14 protein-coding genes are annotated in these 22,957 nt (G+C 39.7%); 6 read left to right on the top strand and 8 right to left on the bottom strand.

Annotation, left to right across the window (positions count from 1 at the left end; all coding sequences use genetic code 11):
- The first annotated feature begins 20 nt into the window (after positions 1-20).
- The 6 genes from ABJD71_RS18020 (at position 21) to ABJD71_RS17995 (ending at position 7,492) form a co-directional block, all read left to right on the top strand.
- Complete coding sequence (locus ABJD71_RS18020) at positions 21-1,904, top strand: TonB-dependent receptor (RefSeq protein ID WP_348172825.1); 1,884 nt, start codon at positions 21-23, stop codon at positions 1,902-1,904.
- Between the two features lie 179 nt (positions 1,905-2,083).
- Entirely contained in the window at positions 2,084-2,731 is a 648-nt protein-coding gene (locus ABJD71_RS18015; protein WP_348172822.1) for an energy transducer TonB, read from the top strand.
- A 52-nt stretch (positions 2,732-2,783) separates the two neighbouring features.
- Positions 2,784-3,362, top strand: a complete 579-nt coding sequence (locus tag ABJD71_RS18010; protein WP_348172819.1) for a sigma-70 family RNA polymerase sigma factor — start codon at positions 2,784-2,786, stop codon at positions 3,360-3,362.
- Positions 3,355-3,933, top strand: a complete 579-nt coding sequence (locus ABJD71_RS18005; protein WP_348172816.1) for a hypothetical protein — start codon at positions 3,355-3,357, stop codon at positions 3,931-3,933. The genes ABJD71_RS18010 and ABJD71_RS18005 overlap by 8 nt, the downstream gene beginning before the upstream one ends.
- A gap of 141 nt (positions 3,934-4,074) precedes the next feature.
- Entirely contained in the window at positions 4,075-5,658 is a 1,584-nt protein-coding gene (locus ABJD71_RS18000; protein ID WP_348172813.1) for an FMN-binding glutamate synthase family protein, read from the top strand.
- A gap of 403 nt (positions 5,659-6,061) precedes the next feature.
- Complete coding sequence (locus ABJD71_RS17995; protein ID WP_348172810.1) at positions 6,062-7,492, top strand: TonB-dependent receptor; 1,431 nt, start codon at positions 6,062-6,064, stop codon at positions 7,490-7,492.
- Positions 7,493-7,548: 56 nt separating this feature from the next.
- Here the strand turns inward: ABJD71_RS17995 and ABJD71_RS17990 are convergent, their stop codons facing one another.
- From ABJD71_RS17990 to ABJD71_RS17955, 8 genes are all read right to left on the bottom strand, one after another.
- Complete coding sequence (locus ABJD71_RS17990; RefSeq protein ID WP_348172807.1) at positions 7,549-8,067, bottom strand: NUDIX domain-containing protein; 519 nt, start codon at positions 8,065-8,067, stop codon at positions 7,549-7,551.
- Between the two features lie 5 nt (positions 8,068-8,072).
- Positions 8,073-10,484 (bottom strand): zinc-dependent metalloprotease, encoded by a 2,412-nt coding sequence (locus tag ABJD71_RS17985; RefSeq protein ID WP_348172804.1) that lies wholly within the window; start codon positions 10,482-10,484, stop codon positions 8,073-8,075.
- A gap of 160 nt (positions 10,485-10,644) precedes the next feature.
- On the bottom strand, positions 10,645-14,610 hold the full coding sequence (locus tag ABJD71_RS17980) for a thrombospondin type 3 repeat-containing protein (protein ID WP_348172801.1): 3,966 nt from the start codon (positions 14,608-14,610) through the stop codon (positions 10,645-10,647).
- Positions 14,611-14,615: 5 nt separating this feature from the next.
- Positions 14,616-17,606 (bottom strand): glycosyltransferase family 39 protein, encoded by a 2,991-nt coding sequence (locus ABJD71_RS17975; RefSeq protein WP_348172798.1) that lies wholly within the window; start codon positions 17,604-17,606, stop codon positions 14,616-14,618.
- Between the two features lie 13 nt (positions 17,607-17,619).
- Positions 17,620-18,942 carry a hypothetical protein gene (locus tag ABJD71_RS17970; RefSeq protein WP_348172795.1) on the bottom strand — a complete coding sequence of 441 codons (1,323 nt, stop codon included), beginning with the start codon at positions 18,940-18,942 and terminating at the stop codon, positions 17,620-17,622.
- 15 nt (positions 18,943-18,957) lie between these two features.
- A complete protein-coding gene (locus ABJD71_RS17965) occupies positions 18,958-20,436 on the bottom strand; it encodes a flippase (RefSeq protein WP_348172792.1) in 1,479 nt (492 codons plus the stop codon).
- 5 nt (positions 20,437-20,441) lie between these two features.
- Positions 20,442-21,794 carry a TolC family protein gene (locus tag ABJD71_RS17960; protein ID WP_348172789.1) on the bottom strand — a complete coding sequence of 451 codons (1,353 nt, stop codon included), beginning with the start codon at positions 21,792-21,794 and terminating at the stop codon, positions 20,442-20,444.
- Positions 21,784-22,944: an efflux RND transporter periplasmic adaptor subunit gene (locus ABJD71_RS17955; protein ID WP_348172786.1), complete on the bottom strand. Its 1,161-nt coding sequence runs from the start codon at positions 22,942-22,944 to the stop codon at positions 21,784-21,786. The genes ABJD71_RS17960 and ABJD71_RS17955 overlap by 11 nt, the downstream gene beginning before the upstream one ends.
- Positions 22,945-22,957 lie beyond the last annotated feature (13 nt).

The raw sequence follows: 22,957 nt of genomic DNA, 5'->3' as shown, positions 1-22,957 counted from the left end.
AACTTAAGATTGAGGATTTTATGAAAATTACATCACTCGCATTATCAGTCAGTGCTGCACTTGTTGCCAGCTCTGCCTTTGCACAAGACAATTTACAAACTCAAAATAATGAAGAGCAAGAAATAGAAAAATTAGTAGTGGTGTCTAGCCGCATTGCTATGCCATTGAGAGAAATTGCCACATCTGTATCTGTTATTACCAAAGACGACATTGAATTACGAGGCTATAGCAACCTTGCTGATGTATTAAAAGTACAACCGGCTATAGGTGTAACTAACACAGGTGGAGCAGGCTCAACCACTTCTTTACGTATTCGCGGAGAAGAAGGCTATCGTACTTTAGTACGTATTGACGGTGTTGATATCTCTGATCCTACTGGTACCCAAGTAGGACCTAAACTTGCTCATTTACAAAGTAGTAATATTGAACGAGTAGAAATTTTACGGGGCTCACAAGGGTTAGCCTATGGTGCAGACGCTGGAGGTGTTATCAACATCTTAAGTGGCGCTGGAAGCGAAGACTTATCGGGCAACGTCAGTGCTGAAGCGGGCCGTTATGGTACTAGCAACCTAGCGGCAGATGTTGGCGGCAGCACTGACACGCTAGATTACTACATTTCAGCTTCTAACTATCAAACGGATGGTTTTAACTCTCGTACCGATGATACGACTCTTGATGAAGACGGATACGACAACACTACCTTACATTCACGCTTAGGTTGGCAAGTAAACGAAGCACTTAAACTAGGCCTAGTTTTACGAAATACAGATGGTGATGGTGAGTATGACAATTGTTTTTCTGCACTTGGAACAAACGATTGTGAAACAGAGTTTTCTCAAAGTAACCTCAGACTGACCGCTAACTATGACACTACCCTTAGCTCCCATGAGTTTGCCTACGGTAAAACCTTAGTAGAACGAGAAAATTTCACCGACGGCCTTTCAAGCTTTTTTACTAAGGGTAATGTTGAGCGCTTAGAATATATCGGAAATAATGATGTGAGTGATGCTCACGGTCTTGTATATGGCCTAGATTGGGAAAAGGAAGTGATTAGTTCCTCTGACCTTAGTCGTATAAGCAAAGGATATTACCTTGAATACCAAGGTCAGTGGATTGAGAATTTGTATGTCACAGCAGGTGTACGTCATGATGATAACGAAGACTTTGGTGAACACACCAGTGTCAGGTTAAGTGGCGCTTATATCTGGACAATAGGTGATGACGAACTTAAGCTTCGTAGTGCTTATGGAACCGGATTTAGAGCTCCTAGTTTATCTGAAATTGATTACAACAATGGCCCTTGGGCTTACTCACCTGCAACTGATAGTGATTTAAAAGAAGAAACTACAGAGGGTTATGAAGTCGCCGTAGAATACACGCAACACAATGGCTCACACTATGAAGTAGTGTATTTTGATCAAACTATTACCGATAGTTTGGAGTTTGATTTAGCTGGGTTTTCTGGGTACATACAAGAAAATGGCGAAGTATACTCTAAAGGGATTGAATTAATTGCTGATGTTGCTTTAACTGATTCACTACGATTAAACAGTAACTATACATACAACGATACCGAAGACACCACTGGCGAACAACGCATCAGACGACCTAAACACTTAGCTAACATTGGAGTTAATTACCAAGTTGAAAAGCTAACTGTGTCAGCTAATGTTCGCTTTGTTAAAGACTTTACCGATTCAGTATACGACAGCTCAATATTTCAATCTGTTAGAGTCCCCATGGATGATTACCAAATAGTAGATTTAAGTGCGCGCTTTCAGGCCAATACAAACCTAATAATATTTGCCCGTGTAGAAAACCTACTTGACGAAGATTATCAAGACCTTGCCACTTACTACAATAAAGGCCAAGCGTTGAATGTAGGGGTTCAATACCAATTCTAAATTAGCTTCAACACTGTTTATGGAAAAAGGACTTTCCATAAAACGCTACAGTCTTGGTGGATTGTTTTACAGCAAAGAAAAACAATCGTTTTAATCTTTGATAAAACATTTATTTAACATTAATTAACCCCTTTTCCGCTGCCAGTTCGTTACTCCAATGAAACCAACGGAGAAACACAATGCAAACATTCGCTTCATTTCACCCTAGTAGCTCTAAAGTTAAACTTCCTAAATTAACAGCTACCATTGTACTTGCTGCAGGTATTACCTTTGCCACCTTTGTAGTGATGAACATATTAATATCAAATAACAACATTACTCGGACGCCAGTTACTGAAACAACCACAATAAATCTAAATTATAACTTTGACGAAGAGCCCTTAGTCACAAAACCAAGGAAGTTGCCCAAGCCTAAAGTTAAACCAAAGCCTGAGCCTATCCCTAAAGTCGTAGAAACAATAACCCAGCAAAACTTGAACCCTGGACTATATGTGAGTAATTTTGAAGGACCCGCTATTAGCACCACAATATCACCAAGTTTAGGCATGGACGACGGTACTGCCCGTCCTATTGTTAGAGTTGAACCTAAATATCCACCAGCCGCTGCAAGAGACGGAAAAGAAGGCTGGGTAAAACTTAGCTTTTCCATCAGTACTCAAGGTAGAGTCAACAACATTAATGTCATAGAGTCTGAACCACGAAGAGTATTCGACCAAGCCGCTAGACGGGCACTAGCCAAGTGGAAATATAAACCTAATATGGTAGAGGGCAAACCACAGGCCCAAGATGGTATGGTGGTTATGCTAGACTTTAAGCTAGATAGTTAACAAGCACTGCAGCATATTATGTTGCAGTTACTTTATCCATTGAGGAACGTCTATGAGTTTTGCGTTAACCTTAAAAACGTTCATTGCAGGCAGGCACAGTAACGAAACAGTGATGTTACGGTATGCAGAATCTGGTGATAAAGCATTATTAACTAGACTATATACGGCCTGTGGTGACGACTTGTATCATTTTGTTTTAACACTATCTGACCCCACTTTGGCACAAGATATTAGCCAAAAAACCTGGCTCAAGGTTATTGAGAAAAAGCATTTGTTTCGAGACTCTGGAAAATTTAAAGCTTGGCTGTTTACCTTGGCTCGTAATCAATTAGTTGATGAATTGCGGCAACATAAAAACCACTCTGGGGATATTGATACTCTCATTGATAATAAGAAGACATTAGACACCTGTATGTCGCGAGCAGATATAGGTAGTAGATTTGATCAAGCTTTGTTATCACTTCCGTTTGAACAGCGAGAGGCATTTTGTCTACAACAAGAAGGCTTCAGTTTAAGTGATATCGCAAAAATCACTCATTGTGGCACTGAGACAATCAAAAGTAGACTTAGATACGGAAAACAGACCCTTAGTAAACAATTAGCAACAGATCTCGAGATATCTCATGACTGAACCAAAAGACCCATCAGAAGACACCCTCTCAGTACTTTACAGTAAGCGTAAATCTGAGCACAGAGCACCGACTACGATTAAGCGTAAAGTACTCAAAGCACAATTGACTGAAAACACACACACTGCCATTTTCAATAGAATCAGCTATGTCGCGGTGGCGGCTAGTACTCTGCTTTTAGTTGGAGTAATACTGTTACGCCAAGAGCAATTAAACATGCCGGAACTCACCTATCAAACTGTAGAGATTCATTCATTAAAACCAAGCAACGAACTGTCATCAGCAAGTATTCGCAACCGTTATGCGCAAAATTATAAAACCTATTTAGAACATCAAAAGGCCTTTGCGCAGCATCATCAAAAACATGCCACCTTGACGGTTACAGGAAAATTTTGGGAATTAAAAACCTGTGATGATGAAATAATGCAAATATCAGAAGAACTTATTGTGGCGTTAAACAAAATTCAGCGAATTGACAGCAAGCTTAGCTCAGGGGATATAGTACAAATCGCATTTGATCAAAGTGGGATGATTCTTGGAATACAGGGAAGTAGCGTTCATTTAAACTGCTAAATTTAAAGTTCATGAAAAGATTCTCATAGCAACTACCATGCTACTTTATCAAGAAAACGATGAGATCTATGAAATTTTAAAAACGTCGCGCCTTTCTTATGATTGTAATTCTGTAATGAAATACAAAATAAGGAGACAAAAATGACCGTACGCCAAAAATTCGTTTTATTTATTTTCAGCTCCAGTGCACTCATTGTTGCACTTGCTATGTTCTCTACTAATGCTCTTTGGGCATTTATAGTGATAGCCCCAATTATTATAATCGGCACAATTGATATGCTTCAAACTAAGCATTCGATTCGCCGTTTGTATCCAGTTATAGGTAGGTTTAGATACTTATTAGAGTCTTTCAGAGACGAAATTCAACAGTATTTTGTAGAGTCCGATACCAGCGGCATGCCAATACCAAGAGAATTCCGTTCTTTAGTGTACCAACGCGCCAAAGGAGCTAGAGACACTCGCCCTTTTGGCACCATATTCGACGTTAATCGTGCCGGATATGAGTGGGTCAATCATTCTATGCAACCTAAACACCTTACTGATTTTAATCCTAGAGTGAAGTTTGGAGGACCAGACTGCAAACAACCTTACATGGCGTCACCGCTTAATATCTCAGCAATGAGTTATGGTGCCTTGAGTAAGAATGCCATTATGTCATTAAATCGCGGAGCAAAATTAGGCGGATTTTCACATAATACGGGAGAGGGTAGTTTAAGCCCATATCACTTAGAACATGGCGGTGACATTGTATGGCAAATAGGGACTGGATATTTCGGTTGTCGCGACGACAAAGGAAATTTCAACCCCGAGACTTTTAAAACTAACGCCGCTCGCGATGTAGTTAAAATGATAGAGATCAAGTTATCTCAAGGCGCAAAACCCGGCCATGGCGGTATATTACCTGCCGCTAAGTTAACGGAAGAAATAGCAGCTATACGACATGTTCCAATGGGCAAGGATGTAGTATCCCCGCCCGCCCATACTGCATTTTCAACACCTACTGGTTTACTCGATTTTGTGAAACAACTTCGCGACTTATCTGACGGTAAGCCAGTGGGTTTCAAGTTGTGTATTGGCCGAAGAGACGAGTTTCTTGGGATCTGTAAAGCGATGATTGAAACGGGAATAACACCCGACTTTATTACCGTTGACGGTGGTGAAGGTGGGACAGGGGCCGCTCCAACTGAAATGACTAATTCAGTTGGTACACCGATTAAAGATGCGTTGATTTTTGTTAATAACTCATTAATAGGATTTGGTTTAAAAGATAAAATTCGCATTATTGCGTCAGGCAAAATGCTCTCAGCTTTCCATATTTTAAGAGCAATTGCATTAGGCGCAGATGCCGTCAATTCAGCTCGAGGCATGATGCTGTCCTTAGGGTGTATTCAAGCTAGAACCTGTAACTCTGATCACTGCCCCACGGGTATCGCAACACAAAATCCATCTAGAAACAAAGCGATTGTTGTGACAGACAAATCACAACGGGTAGCAAATTTTCATAAAGAAACGGTTACCAATTTAGTTGAGCTTATAGGTGCAGCTGGATTAAGCTCTTTAGAACAACTAGAGCCCAGACACATAAACCGTCGAGTACAAGGGACTGATGTTAAAAATTATGCTCAATTATATCCGGTAGTTAATGCGGGTTGCTTACTAGATAGTAATACTATTCCTGATATGTTTTACGAAGACATGAAACAAGCAAACCCTGCTTCTTGGTAACATCTAAGGAGCGGTACTAGATACTTTAAAAACGATAATTTAAATGAGCTTGCTCAAAGCACTTAAACGATAGGCTATTAATGCTAGGTTGAATTTGAGTAGCACCGAGAAAGCCCATTTAAACTCATATAAATTAAATTCTCCACGGTCTTTTTTACTCAATTCTAGGTACACAATCGATAACAACTAGCTTCCACAAAAACGTTTACTTCAAAACCCTATAGCTTCTTGTGTTTAGTAAAACTATCGTATTAATTCATAATTAAAAGTATTCACTAAAATAACTAGTAGCCCTTAATTTATTGCTAAGATTCAATGAATTACAAATATTGTTTTATCGATACGGGTAAAAAAGGCTACAATAGAGACGAACATTTCATCTACGCCTCGCACTGGAGATATCATGGACAAAAAATTAGCATCGAAGACTAGTGTTAGTAGTCGCAGTACTAGCCAAAAAGCCCTGCGCTTAAATCTAGACGAAAAAAAGTATGGCACCATAGTTGAAATTGGTGCAGGACAAGAAGTCGCCAGACAATTTTTCTTAGCAGGTGCTGCAGCGGGTACCATTGCAAAAACCATGTCCGCATACGATATGAAGTTTTCTGACGCCATTTATGGTGTGCAAGAGAATAGACGATATGTAAGTAAAGCTCGAGTTCAAGCCATGATGGAGCAAGAATTTGATTTAGTAATCGACAGGGTGGCTGACATTCGTTCTAAATCTTCTCGATTCTTTGCCTATGCAGCGACGGTTGCAGCAAAAAGTTTCAATAGAAACAACGAATGCCATGCTTGGTGTGGTGTAAGAGTGCAAATGTACCCTGGTGCTCAGCCATCAAACATCATAGTGCATGTTAGAATGTTAGATGATAATGCAGAGGCACAACAGCAAGCCCTAGGCGTAATAGGTGTAAACTTAATTTATGCAGCATATCATTACTTTGAAGATCCCAAAAAGATCATAGACTCTCTAACTGATGGTATGAAGCCTAACAGAGTAGAAATTGATGCCATTGACTTCGAGGGCCCATATTTTGAAGATTCAGATAATCGCGCTCAAAACATTCACCTTATCCGTAGCTGGAAAGCCCGTGCTGTAATGTTTAAGCCAGATGGCACAGTGACCGTTCCTGCAGAAATGCTTTATAAGAAAAACGTCATGACAATTCGTGGTTCGTTTAGACCGGTCACCAAACTTAATGTTGATATGATTGAACAAGGCCAGCAATCATTTGCAAACCTGCCAGGTGTGAACCCTGAAAACACTATAGCCATTGCTGAAATATCGTTAAATGATATTCATGGTAATGACGCAAAAGTGCCAGAGAAAGATATAGTACAAAGAATACAGTTGCTTAACTCTCTTGGTTATAACGTAATGATCTCGGATTATACTCGGTACTTTTCACTCAGAGCTTACTTCAGACAATTTACGAAACTACAAATTGGCATTGTTGTAGGAATGGTTAATCTCAAACAAATCTTTAATGAAGATTTCTACCGTGGTGTTGAAGGTGGAATTTTGGAAGGATTTGGTAAGTTATTTCCTGACAACACTCGTTTATTTGTATACCCAGAAATGGACGAAGATGGTAATTTGAGTGAGTTTACCGACGTAAAAGTGCCAGAGCACTTACGCTTTTTGTATCGTCACTTATTAGAAAATGGTTTTTTACATGGCATAGAGTGTAGTGATCCAGAGCTCTTTAATATTTATTCAAGAGAAATATTAAAACAGATATCAGGTGGAAATAACGACTGGCAACAGAACCTTCCTGATGGAGTTGCAGAAGAAATCATCAAAAATAAATTCTTTGGCTATAGAGCCTAACTGCCGTTTTTCAGAAGAATTCTTTTTATATCAAGGAGCTTTATGCTCCTTTTATATTAACCCAAATAACTAGTTAGTGCTCGCTTACATGAATCAAATGCTAAGTCATCTAAGTTAAGAGTTTTTGGGTCAACCCAATAAAAGTTACTTACTTCGCTTTGTTGTAATATTAATGTTGGTTCTGCTTTTAGTATGAGTTCAAAAAAACTATCTACCGTGTAGTACCTTACATCTTTGTATAAGTATTCATTGGGGTAAGAAAATAAGTAAGACAGATCTGAATCACTTACCGATAGTTGAAGTTCTTCATATAGCTCACGACTAAGTGCCTGTTCATTCGATTCATGGTAATCCACAAACCCACCTGGAATGTCTAGCTTTCCTTTTGATGGCTCTAACGCTCGCTCTAATAACAATATTTTACCATTGAACACAATAATGGCTCCCGACGCAGCTGCAGCATTGTGAAAATACGTAAAGCCGCAATGGCCGCAACGGTATGCCTTTTCGCCGTCCTTAACTAGGCTATCGCTACCACATTTCACGCAGTATAAAGTGTCGGTCGCTTTTTTCATAAAAATTAAATCGGTGAGCCAGGAGGTAAAGGTTTAACACTAAATTGTGACTTCCACTCCCCTAAATGCCAATATTGCTCAAGTTGCCTAGCCATTGCTGCATTGTCTGGGTTGCGGTTATTATTTTTAAGCCATTTATGTAATACAACTAACTCCGATTCTATCGCGCCTCTAACTTCAGGAGCTAAGCTCTCTTGAAACAAAGCCCTAACCGTTTGATCAAGCACCAAGTAATTAATGCGTTTGCTTAGTTGTTTATGATGTTTGTCGACCCCGTCTTTGATGGTTTGCTTAAAAAGACGATTAAACAAATAAGCAATGTCTGGGGTGCCAGTAGCCATTTCTGATTGCGTAGCAACACGGTTTAAGCGCTCAGCTTTTAACAACAATGACAAACTATAACCTGCAGATGACTCTGCCGCACTAATTGCATCAAAGGTAATACCTGTACGACCTGTAAAGCTCTCTCTACTGCGTCTATCTCCATATGCCTTTGGCGTAATCAACTGTATGATGTGTTTAGGAATACTCAGAAACTCACTGTTTAGCGTGGCTAACATTGCCTGTATCGCTTCTTTCTGAACATCGGCAGCGACCACTTCAATACCTTTTGCTTTAGGATAATCACCTTTAGATTCATACTCATAATGGACCCCGCCAATAAGCTTAGCGACGGCATCAACTTGATAACGATGCAGTAAATAAATAGGAGCCAGCGTTTCTTCTAAAGAAGACAAGGTGCTGCCAGACTCAATGGTTTTTACTCCAAAATTCTGAAGGGCTATTTTTCGTACTTCAGTTAAGCGGTTAAGTTCGGCAATTGACGAGCTTCCCCCATCCCATAAATGCCCAGATGGGTTTGCCGCATGTGATGGCCTAGCATCAGGATCTGACTGGTATTTATACCCTTTATCTCGCGCTTCTTTTACTAATGTGTGCAAACCTTGCTGCTCAGCTGTAGTGTTTGTAAATTGTTGATAGCCATAAGCCACTACATACTTATCCCATTCACCTATGTCGACATCGTAAGCGTTTTCTAGGCTAATTTTCCCCTTCTTAATGCTCATAAATGGATGAGGGTAATCCATCACTGACGCACGGCCATACTCACTTGCAGCAAAGTTATGAGAAATGCCTAACGTGTGGCCCACTTCATGGGCTGATAACTGACGAATGCGAGCCAACGCCATTGCCTTTTGCTTGCTTACATCTGTATTGGCATCTAATTCTGCATCGTCACTAAATGGGCTCGTTAACCCGATGGCAATTAGATAATCTTGTCTCACTCTCAATGAACCAAGTGTGACATGACCTTTAATGATTTCACCTGTACGAGGATCTATAACCGAAGAACCATAAGACCACCCTCTCGTTGCCCTATGTACCCATTGAATAACGTTATAACGTACATCCATGGGATCCGCCCCTTTGGGTAGTACTTTTACTTGAAACGCATTTTTATAACCTATCTCAGCGAATGCCTGATCCCACCACAAAGCACCATCTTTTAAGGCACTCATAACGGGTTCTGGAATGCCAGGATCAAGGTAATAAACAATAGGCTCTACCGCTTCGCTAATTGTGGCGCCTGGATTTTTCTTAAATAGCCTGTGCCTTGGTATAAACTTCTGCGACATACTCTTTTCTATGGGTACAGAATAATCTTGATACTCCATAGACCAAAACCCAGAAAACGGTACAAACCTACGTGGCTGATACTTATCATCCGGCAGTTCAATTAATGAGTGATGTAAATGAACGGAAATACTTAAAGGATCGGGAGTGACTTGCCTAACATATTGGCCTGGTTTGCTGCCGCCAAACGTAACTAAAGCTTCAAGCTCGGTGTTTTTAGGAAAAGCTTTACTTTTTTTAAGGTAAACTCCGCTGCGACTTGTATCAGCTTTATAACTACCTTGCTTTCTAGCAGACAAACGTTGTGATATCTGGTGAATATCTGACAGTAAGAAAGCGGTATAATCGATGAGAACAGCATCTTGTGACGATGACACGATTTTAAACCCAGCTATTACTGAGTCAGCAAATGCTTCATCAATACTGTTTTTTTCCGCCACGTTAACCGAACTGGCACGGTACTCAGTATTTAATTGCTTAAGTAAAACTTTGTTACCATAACGCTCAAATTTGACCAAGCGCGTATCACCTAACTGACCACGATCTAAACCAATATCATTTGATCCAATCCCTTGAGGTAAGCTACTTTGAAACAAAAAAACTTGTTCAAGTTTATCAATTTCTAAATAAACCTTATCGCTACTTGAGTCATAATAAAAATCAAAAAAGCCTGCTTGATGTTGCATAGCTTTGGTGAAGTTATCGATACTATCAGCGCTATTTGCTGCCAATGACGACCAAGATATCGATAAAAATAGTACACAAATAGACACAATGCGCATGTTTTTGCCCTATAAAAAGGCAAGTCACTAATGACTTGCTTAAGATTAAAAAATAAAAAAGTTAAACCGACTAACCTAGTAATACTGAGGGTGAGTATGAAAGCTATGACGTTAGCGTTGATTGGCGGGACTAAATCGGCCCACCAATTTAAATCAACCGTTATTCTACTATCTGTATCTCACGAATAAATGGATATTCAACAGGTAGGTTGGCACCAAAGTCTCGTACCCATATTCTTAAAGAGTAGGTACCCGGTGGCTGTAAAATTCCGTTACCCGATGTACCGTCCCAATCATAAGACACCTCTTGCGCGCCCGCCACACCGTCTATTCCACCACCTAGCTGAGTACGGACTAACTCGTTAATTGTGGTAAAACCTGACTCATCAAATATATAAATGGTCACCACAGAACTTTCGCTTATGTGGAACGAAATATTCCCCGGTGTGCCATCGGTTAAATTAACCGGTGTAATGGATAAATCTTCAACCACCACAGGTGTTAAGTCGATGACAATATCAATACTCGTTTCATCAGTCTGGCCTTCATCATTAGAAACTGATGCGGTGATGGTATAAATGGCTTCTGACATTGGGTCACCGCTCTCTAGAAGACCATCCCATTCTAAATACCCTGACGGCCCATTGCCTGAACTGCGTATTATTTCGGTACCTTCTTGATCTGTCACCACCATAGTCCAATCTAACGTTTGATTGAAGGTAGCATTAACAATAGCAGTGTCAGTACGCCCATCAAAGTTAGGCGAAAACGCTTCTCGGTCAGAAATTAACGATTCAATTTTAGGGTCTCGATCTGCTGAATCTGCGTCATTTACAAGAATACTACCAAAACGACTCACCGCGTTGATTCTCTCTCTATTTTCAGCATCGATTGAGTAGAAATACGTATCTGGTTCAACAGTGTTGCCTTCATTGTCCTTACCATCCCACACGACACTCACACTGTTAGCTATAGCAGATGAATTTTGAAGTACCCTACCGACATCATCCGTTACTAGTACCTGCCAAAACATTAAATCAGATAAGGCTGCTGTGACGTTGATTGGTGCTTCAGAATTAGGATCATAAAAATCAGGAATATTAGATAAATCACTGATAACCGGTAAGTTAATGGCACCGTATGACATCAAAATATCAAAAGAATCGAAGCGGTTGTCATCCCAGGCTACAGCTACGTTGTTATTGCTGTCCACATCCATACTGACTACTAACGAACCATTATCACTAGGAGATACCACCACTGAGTCAGAAAAAGTTACCCCGCCATCATCTGAGAAGCTAAACTCTGTTTCATAATTACCCGTTGTAGTATCAGACCAAGAGATAAATACATCACCCGTTGGCCCTACTTTAAGCGAGCCATAAATTGACGTACCGGTATTTTGAGAAATATTCACCTTAGGGTTAAAGGTATTGCCCCCATCGTTTGATGCTAATAAGTATAACTCTGGGTTTCCACCTGCCTCTAACTCTTCATCCCATGACACATAGACATTTTCTCCGAAGACTTCCACATCAGCCCGTTGCATCGAAAACTCTGACTCGTTCAAGGTACTTATTTCGTTGAACGTTGCAGCCGAGTCGTCAGACTGCGTAAATTGGAGCAATTCTTTTTCGGTCCAAGCTAATTTCACATTACCGTTGCCGCTTGCAAATATAGCCGGCTCAACAATTACCGGCACTGAAAACTTAACTTGCTCTTCTGCGGGTGAAAAGCTTGCACCACCATCCAAAGATCGAATAACAGATACATCTGTATTAGAAGACCAAGCTACAAAAATATTACCGCTATCGTCGATAGCAATGGCTGATTCGACACTCGACTCATTTGTATTTGATATGTTCTTTTCTGGGTTAGGATCAGTAGGGTCGGTAGAAGGGACAATTTCAAATAAACCTGACTCTTCGTTAAAGATTAACGACAAATGATAAATATCAGAAAAATTCGTTTTAGTGTCTTGCCAAATAACGTGCACCTCACCATCTGGGGCGGTAGCAACCTGTGGCCTTTGCGCTAAGCCTATAATGTTAGACTCTGTATTTGACAATTTAATTGGCTCGCTGGCTTCAAGTCCTTGTACTCGAACGGCACTGTAATAGACCTCTAACGCCCCTTCTATGCCAGTGTTGTCATCCCAAACAACATGAATATAGCCATTATCATCAAAGGCGATACTTGGTCTAAACGTTAATCCTGGGTTATCTGATAAATTTAATGGCTCAAAAAAGCCAAACTTATTAGCACCTTCTCCAACGTCACACAGGTCTCCAATTCCGTTACCATCTTCATCTGCTTGATCGGAATTTGGAATAATAGTGCAATTATCAAGGCGATCCTCAATAGAGTCTTGGTCTTGGTCACAAGCATCACCTGTTCCATCCTCATTAGAGTCTAGTTGATCAGGATTGGCTACGAAAAAACAGTTATCTACACTAAGTCCAACACCATCTTCATCGGTATCACAGGCATCACCCACTCCATCCTCATTACTGTCAAGTTGGTCAACGTTATCTGTTACAGGACAATTATCTAAATAGACAGCAATACCATCATTGTCTAAGTCACATTCATCTCCAACACCATCTCCATTAGTATCAAGTTGGTTAGTGTTAGGTGTAGCTGGACAATTATCAAACGCCACGTCAATACCATCACCATCTTCATCACAGGCATCACCCAATCCATCTTCATTACTATCAAGTTGATTAAGGTTGTCCAATAATGGGCAATTATCTACGGCGCTATCAATACCATCAGCATCACTATCACAGTCATCACCTACTCCATCCTCATTACTATCTGCCTGATTTGTATTAGGTGTAGCTGGGCAATTATCAAATGCTACATCTATACCATCACCATCCGCATCACAAGCATCACCTACCCCATCACCATTACTATCAAGTTGGTCCGGGTTATCTAGCAGTGGGCAGTTATCTAGGGTGCTAGCAATACCATCCGCATCACTATCACACACATCTCCAATACCATCTCCATTAGTATCAAGTTGGTCAGTGTTTGCAGTAACGGGGCAATTATCAAAGGCCACGTCAATACCATCACCATCCGCATCACAGGCGTCACCCACACCGTCACCATTGCTGTCTGTTTGTTCTGAATTTGTTAACAACGGGCAATTATCTATTGTACTTGAGAATCCGTCCGCATCACTATCACAGGCATCGCCTACACCATCGTTGTTATTATCAAATTGAGTGGCGTTTGCTGTAGCTGGGCAGTTATCAAAAGCAGCATTGATTCCGTCACCATCTGCATCACAGGCGTCACCTACACCGTCACCATTGCTATCTAGCTGATTGGTATTCGCAATTAATGGGCAGTTATCTGCAGTAATGATTACCCCATCATCGTCTACATCACAGGCATCACCCACTCCATCGCCATTACTATCAAGTTGGCTAGCGTTAACGGTAGCCGGGCAGTTATCAATATCAATACTAATACCATCACTATCAAGGTCACAGGCATCACCCACACCGTCACCATTGCTATCAAGTTGATTAGAATTTGTTAAAAGTGGGCAATTATCTTCGGTGCTTGAAATACCATCATTGTCGCTATCACAGACATCACCGACACCATCACCATTTGTATCTTGTTGGTCTGTATTAGCAATTGCAGGGCAGTTATCAACATCAACACTAATACCATCGCCATCGGCATCACAGGCATCACCCACGCCGTCGCCATTACTATCAAGTTGGTCTTCGTTACCAAGTAATGGACAGTTATCAACTAAACTTTCTATGCCATCATTATCAGCATCACAGGCATCACCTAAGCCATCGTTATTTGAGTCTAATTGATCGCTATTAGAAACAAGGGGGCAGTTATCGAACTCGTCATCGACTAAATCATTATCGTTATCGAGATCGCATTGGTTAATAATGCCATCGCTGTCCATGTCACCGGCATTAGGATTTACAGCTGCAGAACATCTATTTTCCTCATTATCGAGAACGCTGTTTCCCTCCCCACAAGCCACAATCAGAGTGGAAAGTACTAACAGGGCAATGGCTGTTTTTACTGGGCTCGTCAATAAAATCGTAACCTTCGAATGAAACCAAACCTTAAACATATTCATATATTTTAGCGTTCCCATATATACAACCTACTATCATAACTTTCTTCAATTACTCGCATATTCTGGTTAATAAAGTCTAAAGTTTCTTCATCTATGATACGAGTGAGCCCATTGACTGGTGCAGCAACAAAAAACACTCTGTCGTTTCTTTGCAGTACATCTTGTAATTCTTGTTTGCTTCTTAACACTGGGTTACCGACAAACTTATCCACATAATAGGGCGACTTTTTAACGGTATCGTACACCACTTTTCTGTCGGTAATGGTTTGCACAAAGTAGTCACCTTTATCTTCTACATAGTGCTCAGTCACTAAGGGAATGGAGGTCAAGACGAGGTCACCTTCCCGTTTATATTTTCGCAGCGCATTAGATACACCTCGCCCATCCATGCCAGCCAAATTACCTCGGTAATCCACTCTCAACCCATCAATACTGTTAGACATCAACTTATAAAGGTGTAAGACCCCTGAGCTAGCAGGAATAAACAGCACAAATGCCATTAACATCCCAACAAATGCTCCCTGAGCTCGATGAATTAGCAGCCCTTGTCTTGAACTAAATGATTGAATCACCATTAACAGTTTCACAAAAATTGCCGAAACAGCAATTAAAAAAGCAGGTAATACAAAATAGAAGTAATGAGCATTGTAATACCCAAGTAAATTAGTTAGCGACAAATAAGCCATTAATACAAACAACACCACAAAGCTCAATTTCTTATCATAAAAAATGAGGATAAAGCCAATAATAAAAAACAAACTGAGGGCAAAATGAGACTCTATAAAAAAGAAGTTTTGTAGGTAATACCAAGGCTCGTATGAAGACTCAGTGAAGGTAAGTTTTGGGGTAGCTAGATCGCTCTTACCAAATCCAACCATAACAAAAGGAGATTGCAATAACATACGGCGAATACCTTGAAATGCAATTACAAACAAAATTAACAGGGCTGCAATCCAAAGGTTCATCTGCATAAACCATTGCCATTGACGCCAGCGAATAAAAATAGCAACAATAGCCATAATTGGCAAAACTAAGCCAGCGCCTTCCCAACTTAAATAACTAAAAGCAAACATACATGCAGAAAGAGCCGCAAGTTTTATAGATATTTGATCACTTTTTAACAAGCGATAAAACACGATAAGTGCAATTAAGTTAAAAAACTGAGTTTGTGCCGGGTGAAAACAATTCTGTCCCCAGTAAATTGCCCAAGGGGAAACGGCAAAGAGTAGACCGGCTACCAAACCGGACAAACGACCAAACCACATAGATCCACAGTAAATGATAGCACCGCAAGTCAATGTACTAAAAAGTAACGCAGGGAAACGTAGTGCAAAGTCGCCATATCCAAACACTTTTATTGAAGCAGCAAGAAAATAAGGTACTAACTCATAAGTCGCGAGCTCAACTTCCATGCCTCCCACCATCAAATAGGGGTATCCCCTCTCTATCACACCTCGAGCAAAGCCCGCTATAGTCGCTTCATCTACTGTTAATGCTCTTAAGTCTAAACCATCAAAGCGCATTACAAACGTCAATATAATAGCTGATATAGCCAACACCCAATAAGTAAGGTGATTTAAATTTAAAGACTGTGTCACCGCTGTTGTTAGTTTAATAGTGTCGTTTTGATCCTTTACTCTCCATTGGTCTGTCATGGAAATTGACACAAGTAAAGTCCAGATAACTAACACGAGATCCAATGCACCATCAGAAAAAATCTGCCTAGCGTCAAAACGAACATCTTGTGCCATAAACCAGGCACATAATAGACATAGCAAAGCAATTAAGTTAGCTAGAACTGTAGCCTCAATTTGCTCTTTTACAGAGAGGCCAAGGACTTTGAAAATCAATGACAGAAACAACGCTATTGCGACAAACTTTAACAAAAGTAGCCATGGTGCCTTTTGAATCAAATTTGGAGCTACAAACGAGTCATCAACTACGAAGAAATAGTCAGGGCTAACACTCGACTTTGCGACCTTAACATTACTGCTTACATTCACACTTTTTAGGTCAGTAATTGCATCTATGGTGCTACCAGAGGATTGGGTATATGACCAGTTCTTGTCTAAATAGATAGTATCTGTACTTTTGGCTGAATCAATAATAACTCCACCTGCAGCGAGAACGGAGTTCCCACTATTTAAAAAGTCAATGTTAAGCTGATTGTTACCGTCGAGTAGCTTAGCGTGGATAGACTTCAAATTTAATTTTCTATCATTAACAGGGAACACCCCCAAACTAACTCCATTTACAGAAACCTCGTAGGGAGAATCACTAGCGATAGCAACCCAAACTTGAGCATTTTCTGTAACCTTATATTCAAACTCCGTTTTAGTAGACACACGCCAACTTTGTGGACTACTAATTAATAAAGTTTCTGGCACATCAATGCTCATCAATAAGTTAGGATCAAAGCCGACCATTGATACATCATATGAACCTTGCCAAGGTTTAGCATTTAGCCACTCAGCATCATCTAACTCATGTGAATACCAATTAAGGCTACTGTTCTGTTGTGGCAATAAATGGCTGGCTTTGTCTTTCTGCGTAGATAAGTAAGTAGATTTCCTGCCCACTTCGTCTAAGGCGACTAGCTCATATCTTAAGCCAACAATGGCTGGATAAGTACTACGTTTAACCTTAACAGCTATGATGTTCTCTCCAACATTCAACAAGGTAGTGATGTCAAAGACTCCGGTTGCCAACATAGATTTTTGAATTTTTTCTTCAACGAGAAATCCATTAACGTACAACGCAAACTCATCCGTAGCCGCCATTTGTAATTGAGCACGGCTTGCCTTGCTATCTAGCTCAACCGAGGCACGAAAATACCCTACAGGACTTGGATCTTGGGACGTTATCCATTGGCTCTGCCCCCATGAAAGTGTAAACCTTGGGTTTCCTTGATCGGCAGACTTAATATAACTAAAAGCAACTATGACCACCCCGAACAAAACAAGAGACAATAGCTTCCAAAATATATTGCTTTTCATAATTTACATCCACTCATGTACCACTAAGCCCCTTTACTGCTCGATAATTCTTATCACCATCTAATTGGATAGAATGTTGAAACGCGCTTCTAGCCTCAGATGGGTAACCACTAGCGCTCAAACATTCACCTTTTGTGGTCCAAATGTCTGCTGACATAGAATGATTGTGTATTTTTTCCAAAATTTCGTCAGATAAGATATTACAAGACTCATACTGTTTTGTTGTGTTGTAGATAGTAAGTAAAGCTATTTTGGCCACCAAAGAATCCGTTAATCTTAACGCCATTAAAAAATGTTGCTCTGCTTGTGCCCATTCTTGATGCCATAGATATAAGAGCCCAACTCGATTATAGGCATTTGAAACCAAACGCTTTTCAATGCGCTCTATTGCTAACTTTTGAGGTAAACTTAAATCATTAAATTCTGCACTAACTGCCGTTTTAACAGCAGAGTTCTGAATATAAGAGTTAAGTGCAAATACAGATGAAAACTCGCCAGCAACAAACTCCTGACTAATTCTATAAGCATAAGCATTCCTGTCTTCAGGCCCGTAAGTTGTAAAATAAGCATAAGATGTTAACAAAGGAAAACCATTAGAGTAATTTAGCACAGGGTCAAGTAATGCTGCTTCGTTGAACTGCGCCATCGCTTCAATATTAGTACCTTGAGTAAAGTTCCTAACCCCTTGATTAATTTTCAAATAAGCTAGTGACACATCACCGATACCACTGCCCACAAAAAAGAACAGCATCACTACTACACTTATCATAGAAGAGAAAACAACTTTACTTGACCTCATAATTGTATATAAAAACAACAAAGCAGAACAAATAATGGCAAGCTTAGCCCCCCACCCCAAAACCCCAAGCGTCACGCCAATACGGTCTATAAACTTAAACGCATCAAATGCTAGTGCTGTTTCAACGGAGCGGCCGGCATTAGGTGTGTTATTTAAAGCAAAAACATGTTGTATTTCTCTGAAAGCTTTACTTTCTTGAGTATACTGAGAAATATTTTCGCCACTAAAAAAACTAAAATGCAGAGCAAGGTACAAAATAAGACACAAAATCCCCAGAGAAACCAACACTCTAATTAGGCTATACTTGGCCACAGTTGTAACGCAATACAAACCTAACAAAGTCAATAACAACCATTTAGTTTGACTATAAATATCACTTGAATTAAGTTCTTTTAATCCTACCTCACCAGATAAAGGGAAACTAATCCATGTCCCTGTCAACCCCATAAAAATCAGCAAACAAGCCACAATTAACATTGGGAAATTTTCTAAGAACTTTCCAGGCAGAAGAAATATTTTTTGATTAAAAAGTTTCACTTAATTTTGCCCCAACTATGTAATTTCTTGTTGATTATCTTTCTGTGCTTGTTTAGACAGAATAGAACCAACAACCTGCTTTACTTGTGAAAGGGTTAACACCCTTAATACAAATAACCCAAGGATATAAAATGCCACATACAAAATTGATACTAGTATTTGGCTCTTTATTCCCTCATCTAAAACCAAGCTACAAACCCAAACATCCGTTACCGCAAGAAGAATTGGCCTCCAAGTATGTTTAATCCAGGCATACTGAATGTTTAATCGCTTAAGAAAAAACACACATAGTATAAAATAACTCAACTCGCCAGCTATGGTCCCCCATGCGGCCCCTAACTCACCAAAGAAAGGAATCAAAGTGATATCTACAATGGCATTAATCGTTAAGCAAGCTGCTGCTGAGTACAGATAAAAACGTTGTCTATTAAGTGAAATAAACAAATAGCTCAGCAACATATTCACAAATAAACCAACAATGCTAAAAGCAAGTACCTGTAATACTGGTCCAGCGTTACTATATTCATCGCCGTAAAACATCATCACTAGGTTTTCAGCAGAGAGAATTAACAACCCAGAAATAGGAATTGATACAATCAAAAAGCCTGTAAGGGAGTTAGCAAAAAACGTATTTAATTGCTTAAGATCTGTACTGGCTAATCTAGATAAAGCAGGGAATAAAGGCAAACAAATAGCAAAAGGTATCATGTCGACTACTTGTACCACCTTGTAGGCAGCACTAAATACACCTACTGCACTCGGCAGTGCAATAAAAGTTAAAATTAAAATGTCAACTTGCAAGGTAAGCCTTCTAATAACCATTGATGCACCAATAGGCACGGCATCACGCAAAAGTTGTATGCAAAATTTAACATCTCGACCAAAACTAAAGGTTACAAAGTGACGAGTAACCACCACAAAAAAGAACACATATTGGCAAAGGTTTGCAATTAGGTAGGCAATAGCGATACCTAATAACTGAGACTCAACAGGTGAAAATGAAGAAGTAAAGAATAGAATAGAGCCCAGCAAAATAATCTTGTGAGCTACAAAACTAAAAGCATTGTACCCCATTCTTTCGTAGGCTCTACAAACAGAAGAATAAACCACTGAATGATACGTTGCTAATACAGCTAATCCCATCAAACAGGCGGCTAATATTTCATCCTGACTTTCTAACGTAAAATAAGAAACCATCACTACGACAGTCAAAATTATCAGAGACAATATCCAAGCCAACGACAATACATTACTCATTATGTATTTTGATTTGCTTTTATCTTTTGCAATTTCTCTAACAATTAAATTAGTTAGACCGAAATCAGCAACCAACTGACAAACACTAGTTATGGCTAAGATATAGGAGAACACCCCAAAATTATCAACACCTAACAAGCGTGCCGACAGTAGAACAATAACAAAACTGAGGATCCCTCCAATACCTTCACTAGAAAATACCAGTAAAATATTGTGAACTACCCTTTTATTACTCATCTAATTTACCTGCTTACCGTTTGGCAAGCCGAATCAGTAAAAATAACAGACTGAATATATTTCATCCAAGCTTGGTTATAAGTATTGAATAAGCTTATCTGAGCGTTTATTTTGTCATCTTCTGATTTAACAAGTTCGTCTAGACCTAATACACCAGACTCGACTTGTTGAGTCTTACTGAGCAAGGCGTGCTCTTTTTGTTCTAAATCGATACTGGCTACCGCGATATTTCCTTTAGCGCTATCAAGGTCACCTGCAATATTTGCAGCCTGTAACATTTTAACTTTTTTAAGGTAGTTTAACTCGATACTTAAAGCTGTGATTGATTTTTGAAGAGCTTGTGACTCACCATAATTACTGACTACCTCACCAAGTGGATACTCTAAAGTTAGTCCCACCTCTCCATAATCTTTCCTTAAACCATTATTAAAATTATCAGCCGTACGAAGCTTTACATATAGATTAAGGTTAGGTTTTAGTTTACCTTTTTGAGCAGTTAACTTTTGATTCTCTAACGCTAACTTTGCAGTTAACAAACTGACATCGGGATGACTTTGAACAAGCTCAGAGATATCACCAAGGACCAATTCACGGTCGACTATCGAGGGTAACTCAATCAAGCTACGTTCATTTTTACTGCTTAAAACATCAAGACTTTTAGTCGTCATTAATTGTAAAAAATTTAAGTTCACATCTAGCTGTCTTGAGGCTTGAACAAAACGCTCTTGTAAGCTGGCATAAGCTGACTTGGCAGTAAAATAGTCATCCTTAGTATTAATGCCCGCTGAAATTTTATCTTCAAAACTCTCTAATTGTAATTTACGCTTTTGTACCAAGGGTCGCAGAACTTCAAGCTGTGCACTATAAACCAAGACATTAAAATAATACTGTCCAATTAGCTCGATAGCCTCTCTACGAGCGCTAGATAATTGAGATTGTGCTATTTCGTATCCTGAAAAAGCTTCTGAATGAGTTACCCCATTCTGCCCCAACCACTTTCCTTCATTATATAAGCCCCAATTAAAATCCAATTTACCTTGCCATGCTTGGCCTTTTTGATAAAAGTTAGGTACAGCAGGATCTTGAACTTCACCGTCTTGAACAGCAAAGAAACTAGTGGGTTGTCCCTTGGCAGAATAGACATCAACTCCAACTGTGACTTCTGGCATCCAAGCATCATATTCACTAGTGTCTAACCTATCTTTAGCCGCGCTTACCTGCATTTTTGCAGCGGCAGCTATATTGGGGTCAACACACACATGTGCCATCAAATTTTCAAAATTCCCAACGGGTAATGACTGTGATGCAGCCGAAAAAGAATACCCTATGCAAAGTAAAGTGAGTAGTTTACGTTTCATCTTTACTCTCCACTGTATCTCCATCGTTCAATGCTTGTTGACCCACGACTACAACATTATCTCCTGCTTCTAAGCCAGACTTGATACCTACATAACCTTGCTCATACCCTACAATGCTCACCTCTTTTAAACGGGCTACATTATTGTTATCAACTACAAATACAAACGCAGTCCTACCGTTATTTCCAAGTAACGAAATAGCAGGAATACGTAAGCCTTGTGTTTGTGAAGCATTTAGTTCGATATTGGCAACGCCGCCCATACCTGGCCTTAATTTAAGAAGCGGGTTATCTAGCTTGGCATAAACCGATACTGTGTCACTCACTTGGTCAACTTCATAACCCAGACGTAAAATCGCTGCATTGTAGGTTTTATCAGGAAAAGCATCTAAATTTAATGTCACCATTTGTCCCAATGACAGGTCACTAAAATAACGTTGCGCTACTTTAGCTTCAACATAAATAGGGTTAGTCACACTGAGGTTAACTATGGAAGTACTCATCTGAACTAGGGTGTTTTCAAAAGCTGAAACCGATGTTACCACCCCACCTACCGGCGCTTTAATTTCAACTTGTGAATATTCAAATTCAGCTGCGGTAAGATTGTACTGGCTATTGATGAGTTTAGAGTTTGCTAACTTTTCGTTTAAAGTTGCTTTCGTAAACTCATCTTGACCCACTAAGTTTTTTTCAAATAACCCCTTTACTTTTTCAAAATTTCGAACTGCTTCGTCATGCTCTTCTTTGCTGATATCAGTCATCGAGGATTCTAATTCAACTTTAGCTTTCAGCAGTTCAGAATGAAAAGTAACAAGCGGATCACCTTTTTTTACTAAGTCACCTACTTGAACATGTACAGACTTCACTAGAGAATTAGAAGTGGGAAAGATTTCTAACTCTTGATTTTCCACCAACATTGCTTGGGTCACTAAGCTAGCTGAAACGGGCTTGTTTTCAACCGCCACAGTTTTCACCGGAATGGGTGAATTATTATCTCTAGCAAAACTTGCACTGTTTGACTTAAGATGAGATGAAATAATATTAACCGCCCAGAACCCCATAACGATTAACGTAAGTAAAAGTAGTATTAACAAAAATCCGGATATTAATTTTTCAGATTTATTACTTTTATTTCCCTTTGAATCAGACATATAACCCTCGTTG

This window comes from Paraglaciecola sp., assembly GCF_039943935.1.
Lineage (GTDB): Bacteria > Pseudomonadota > Gammaproteobacteria > Enterobacterales > Alteromonadaceae > Paraglaciecola.
This window is presented reverse-complemented; position numbering and strand designations above follow the sequence as displayed.

What these genes read in the sequence shown, in the direction of transcription:
- ABJD71_RS18010 (WP_348172819.1), top strand. Translation starts at nt 2,784, where the DNA reads ATGAGTTTTGCGTTAACCTTAAAAACGTTCATTGCAGGCAGGCACAGT.
- ABJD71_RS18020 (WP_348172825.1), top strand. Translation starts at nt 21, where the DNA reads ATGAAAATTACATCACTCGCATTATCAGTCAGTGCTGCACTTGTTGCC.
- ABJD71_RS18005 (WP_348172816.1), top strand. Translation starts at nt 3,355, where the DNA reads ATGACTGAACCAAAAGACCCATCAGAAGACACCCTCTCAGTACTTTAC.
- ABJD71_RS17980 (WP_348172801.1), bottom strand. Translation starts at nt 14,610, where the DNA reads ATGAATATGTTTAAGGTTTGGTTTCATTCGAAGGTTACGATTTTATTG.
- ABJD71_RS18015 (WP_348172822.1), top strand. Translation starts at nt 2,084, where the DNA reads ATGCAAACATTCGCTTCATTTCACCCTAGTAGCTCTAAAGTTAAACTT.
- ABJD71_RS17995 (WP_348172810.1), top strand. Translation starts at nt 6,062, where the DNA reads ATGGACAAAAAATTAGCATCGAAGACTAGTGTTAGTAGTCGCAGTACT.
- ABJD71_RS17965 (WP_348172792.1), bottom strand. Translation starts at nt 20,436, where the DNA reads ATGAGTAATAAAAGGGTAGTTCACAATATTTTACTGGTATTTTCTAGT.
- ABJD71_RS17985 (WP_348172804.1), bottom strand. Translation starts at nt 10,484, where the DNA reads ATGCGCATTGTGTCTATTTGTGTACTATTTTTATCGATATCTTGGTCG.
- ABJD71_RS17955 (WP_348172786.1), bottom strand. Translation starts at nt 22,944, where the DNA reads ATGTCTGATTCAAAGGGAAATAAAAGTAATAAATCTGAAAAATTAATA.
- ABJD71_RS17960 (WP_348172789.1), bottom strand. Translation starts at nt 21,794, where the DNA reads ATGAAACGTAAACTACTCACTTTACTTTGCATAGGGTATTCTTTTTCG.
- ABJD71_RS18000 (WP_348172813.1), top strand. Translation starts at nt 4,075, where the DNA reads ATGACCGTACGCCAAAAATTCGTTTTATTTATTTTCAGCTCCAGTGCA.
- ABJD71_RS17990 (WP_348172807.1), bottom strand. Translation starts at nt 8,067, where the DNA reads ATGAAAAAAGCGACCGACACTTTATACTGCGTGAAATGTGGTAGCGAT.
- ABJD71_RS17975 (WP_348172798.1), bottom strand. Translation starts at nt 17,606, where the DNA reads ATGAAAAGCAATATATTTTGGAAGCTATTGTCTCTTGTTTTGTTCGGG.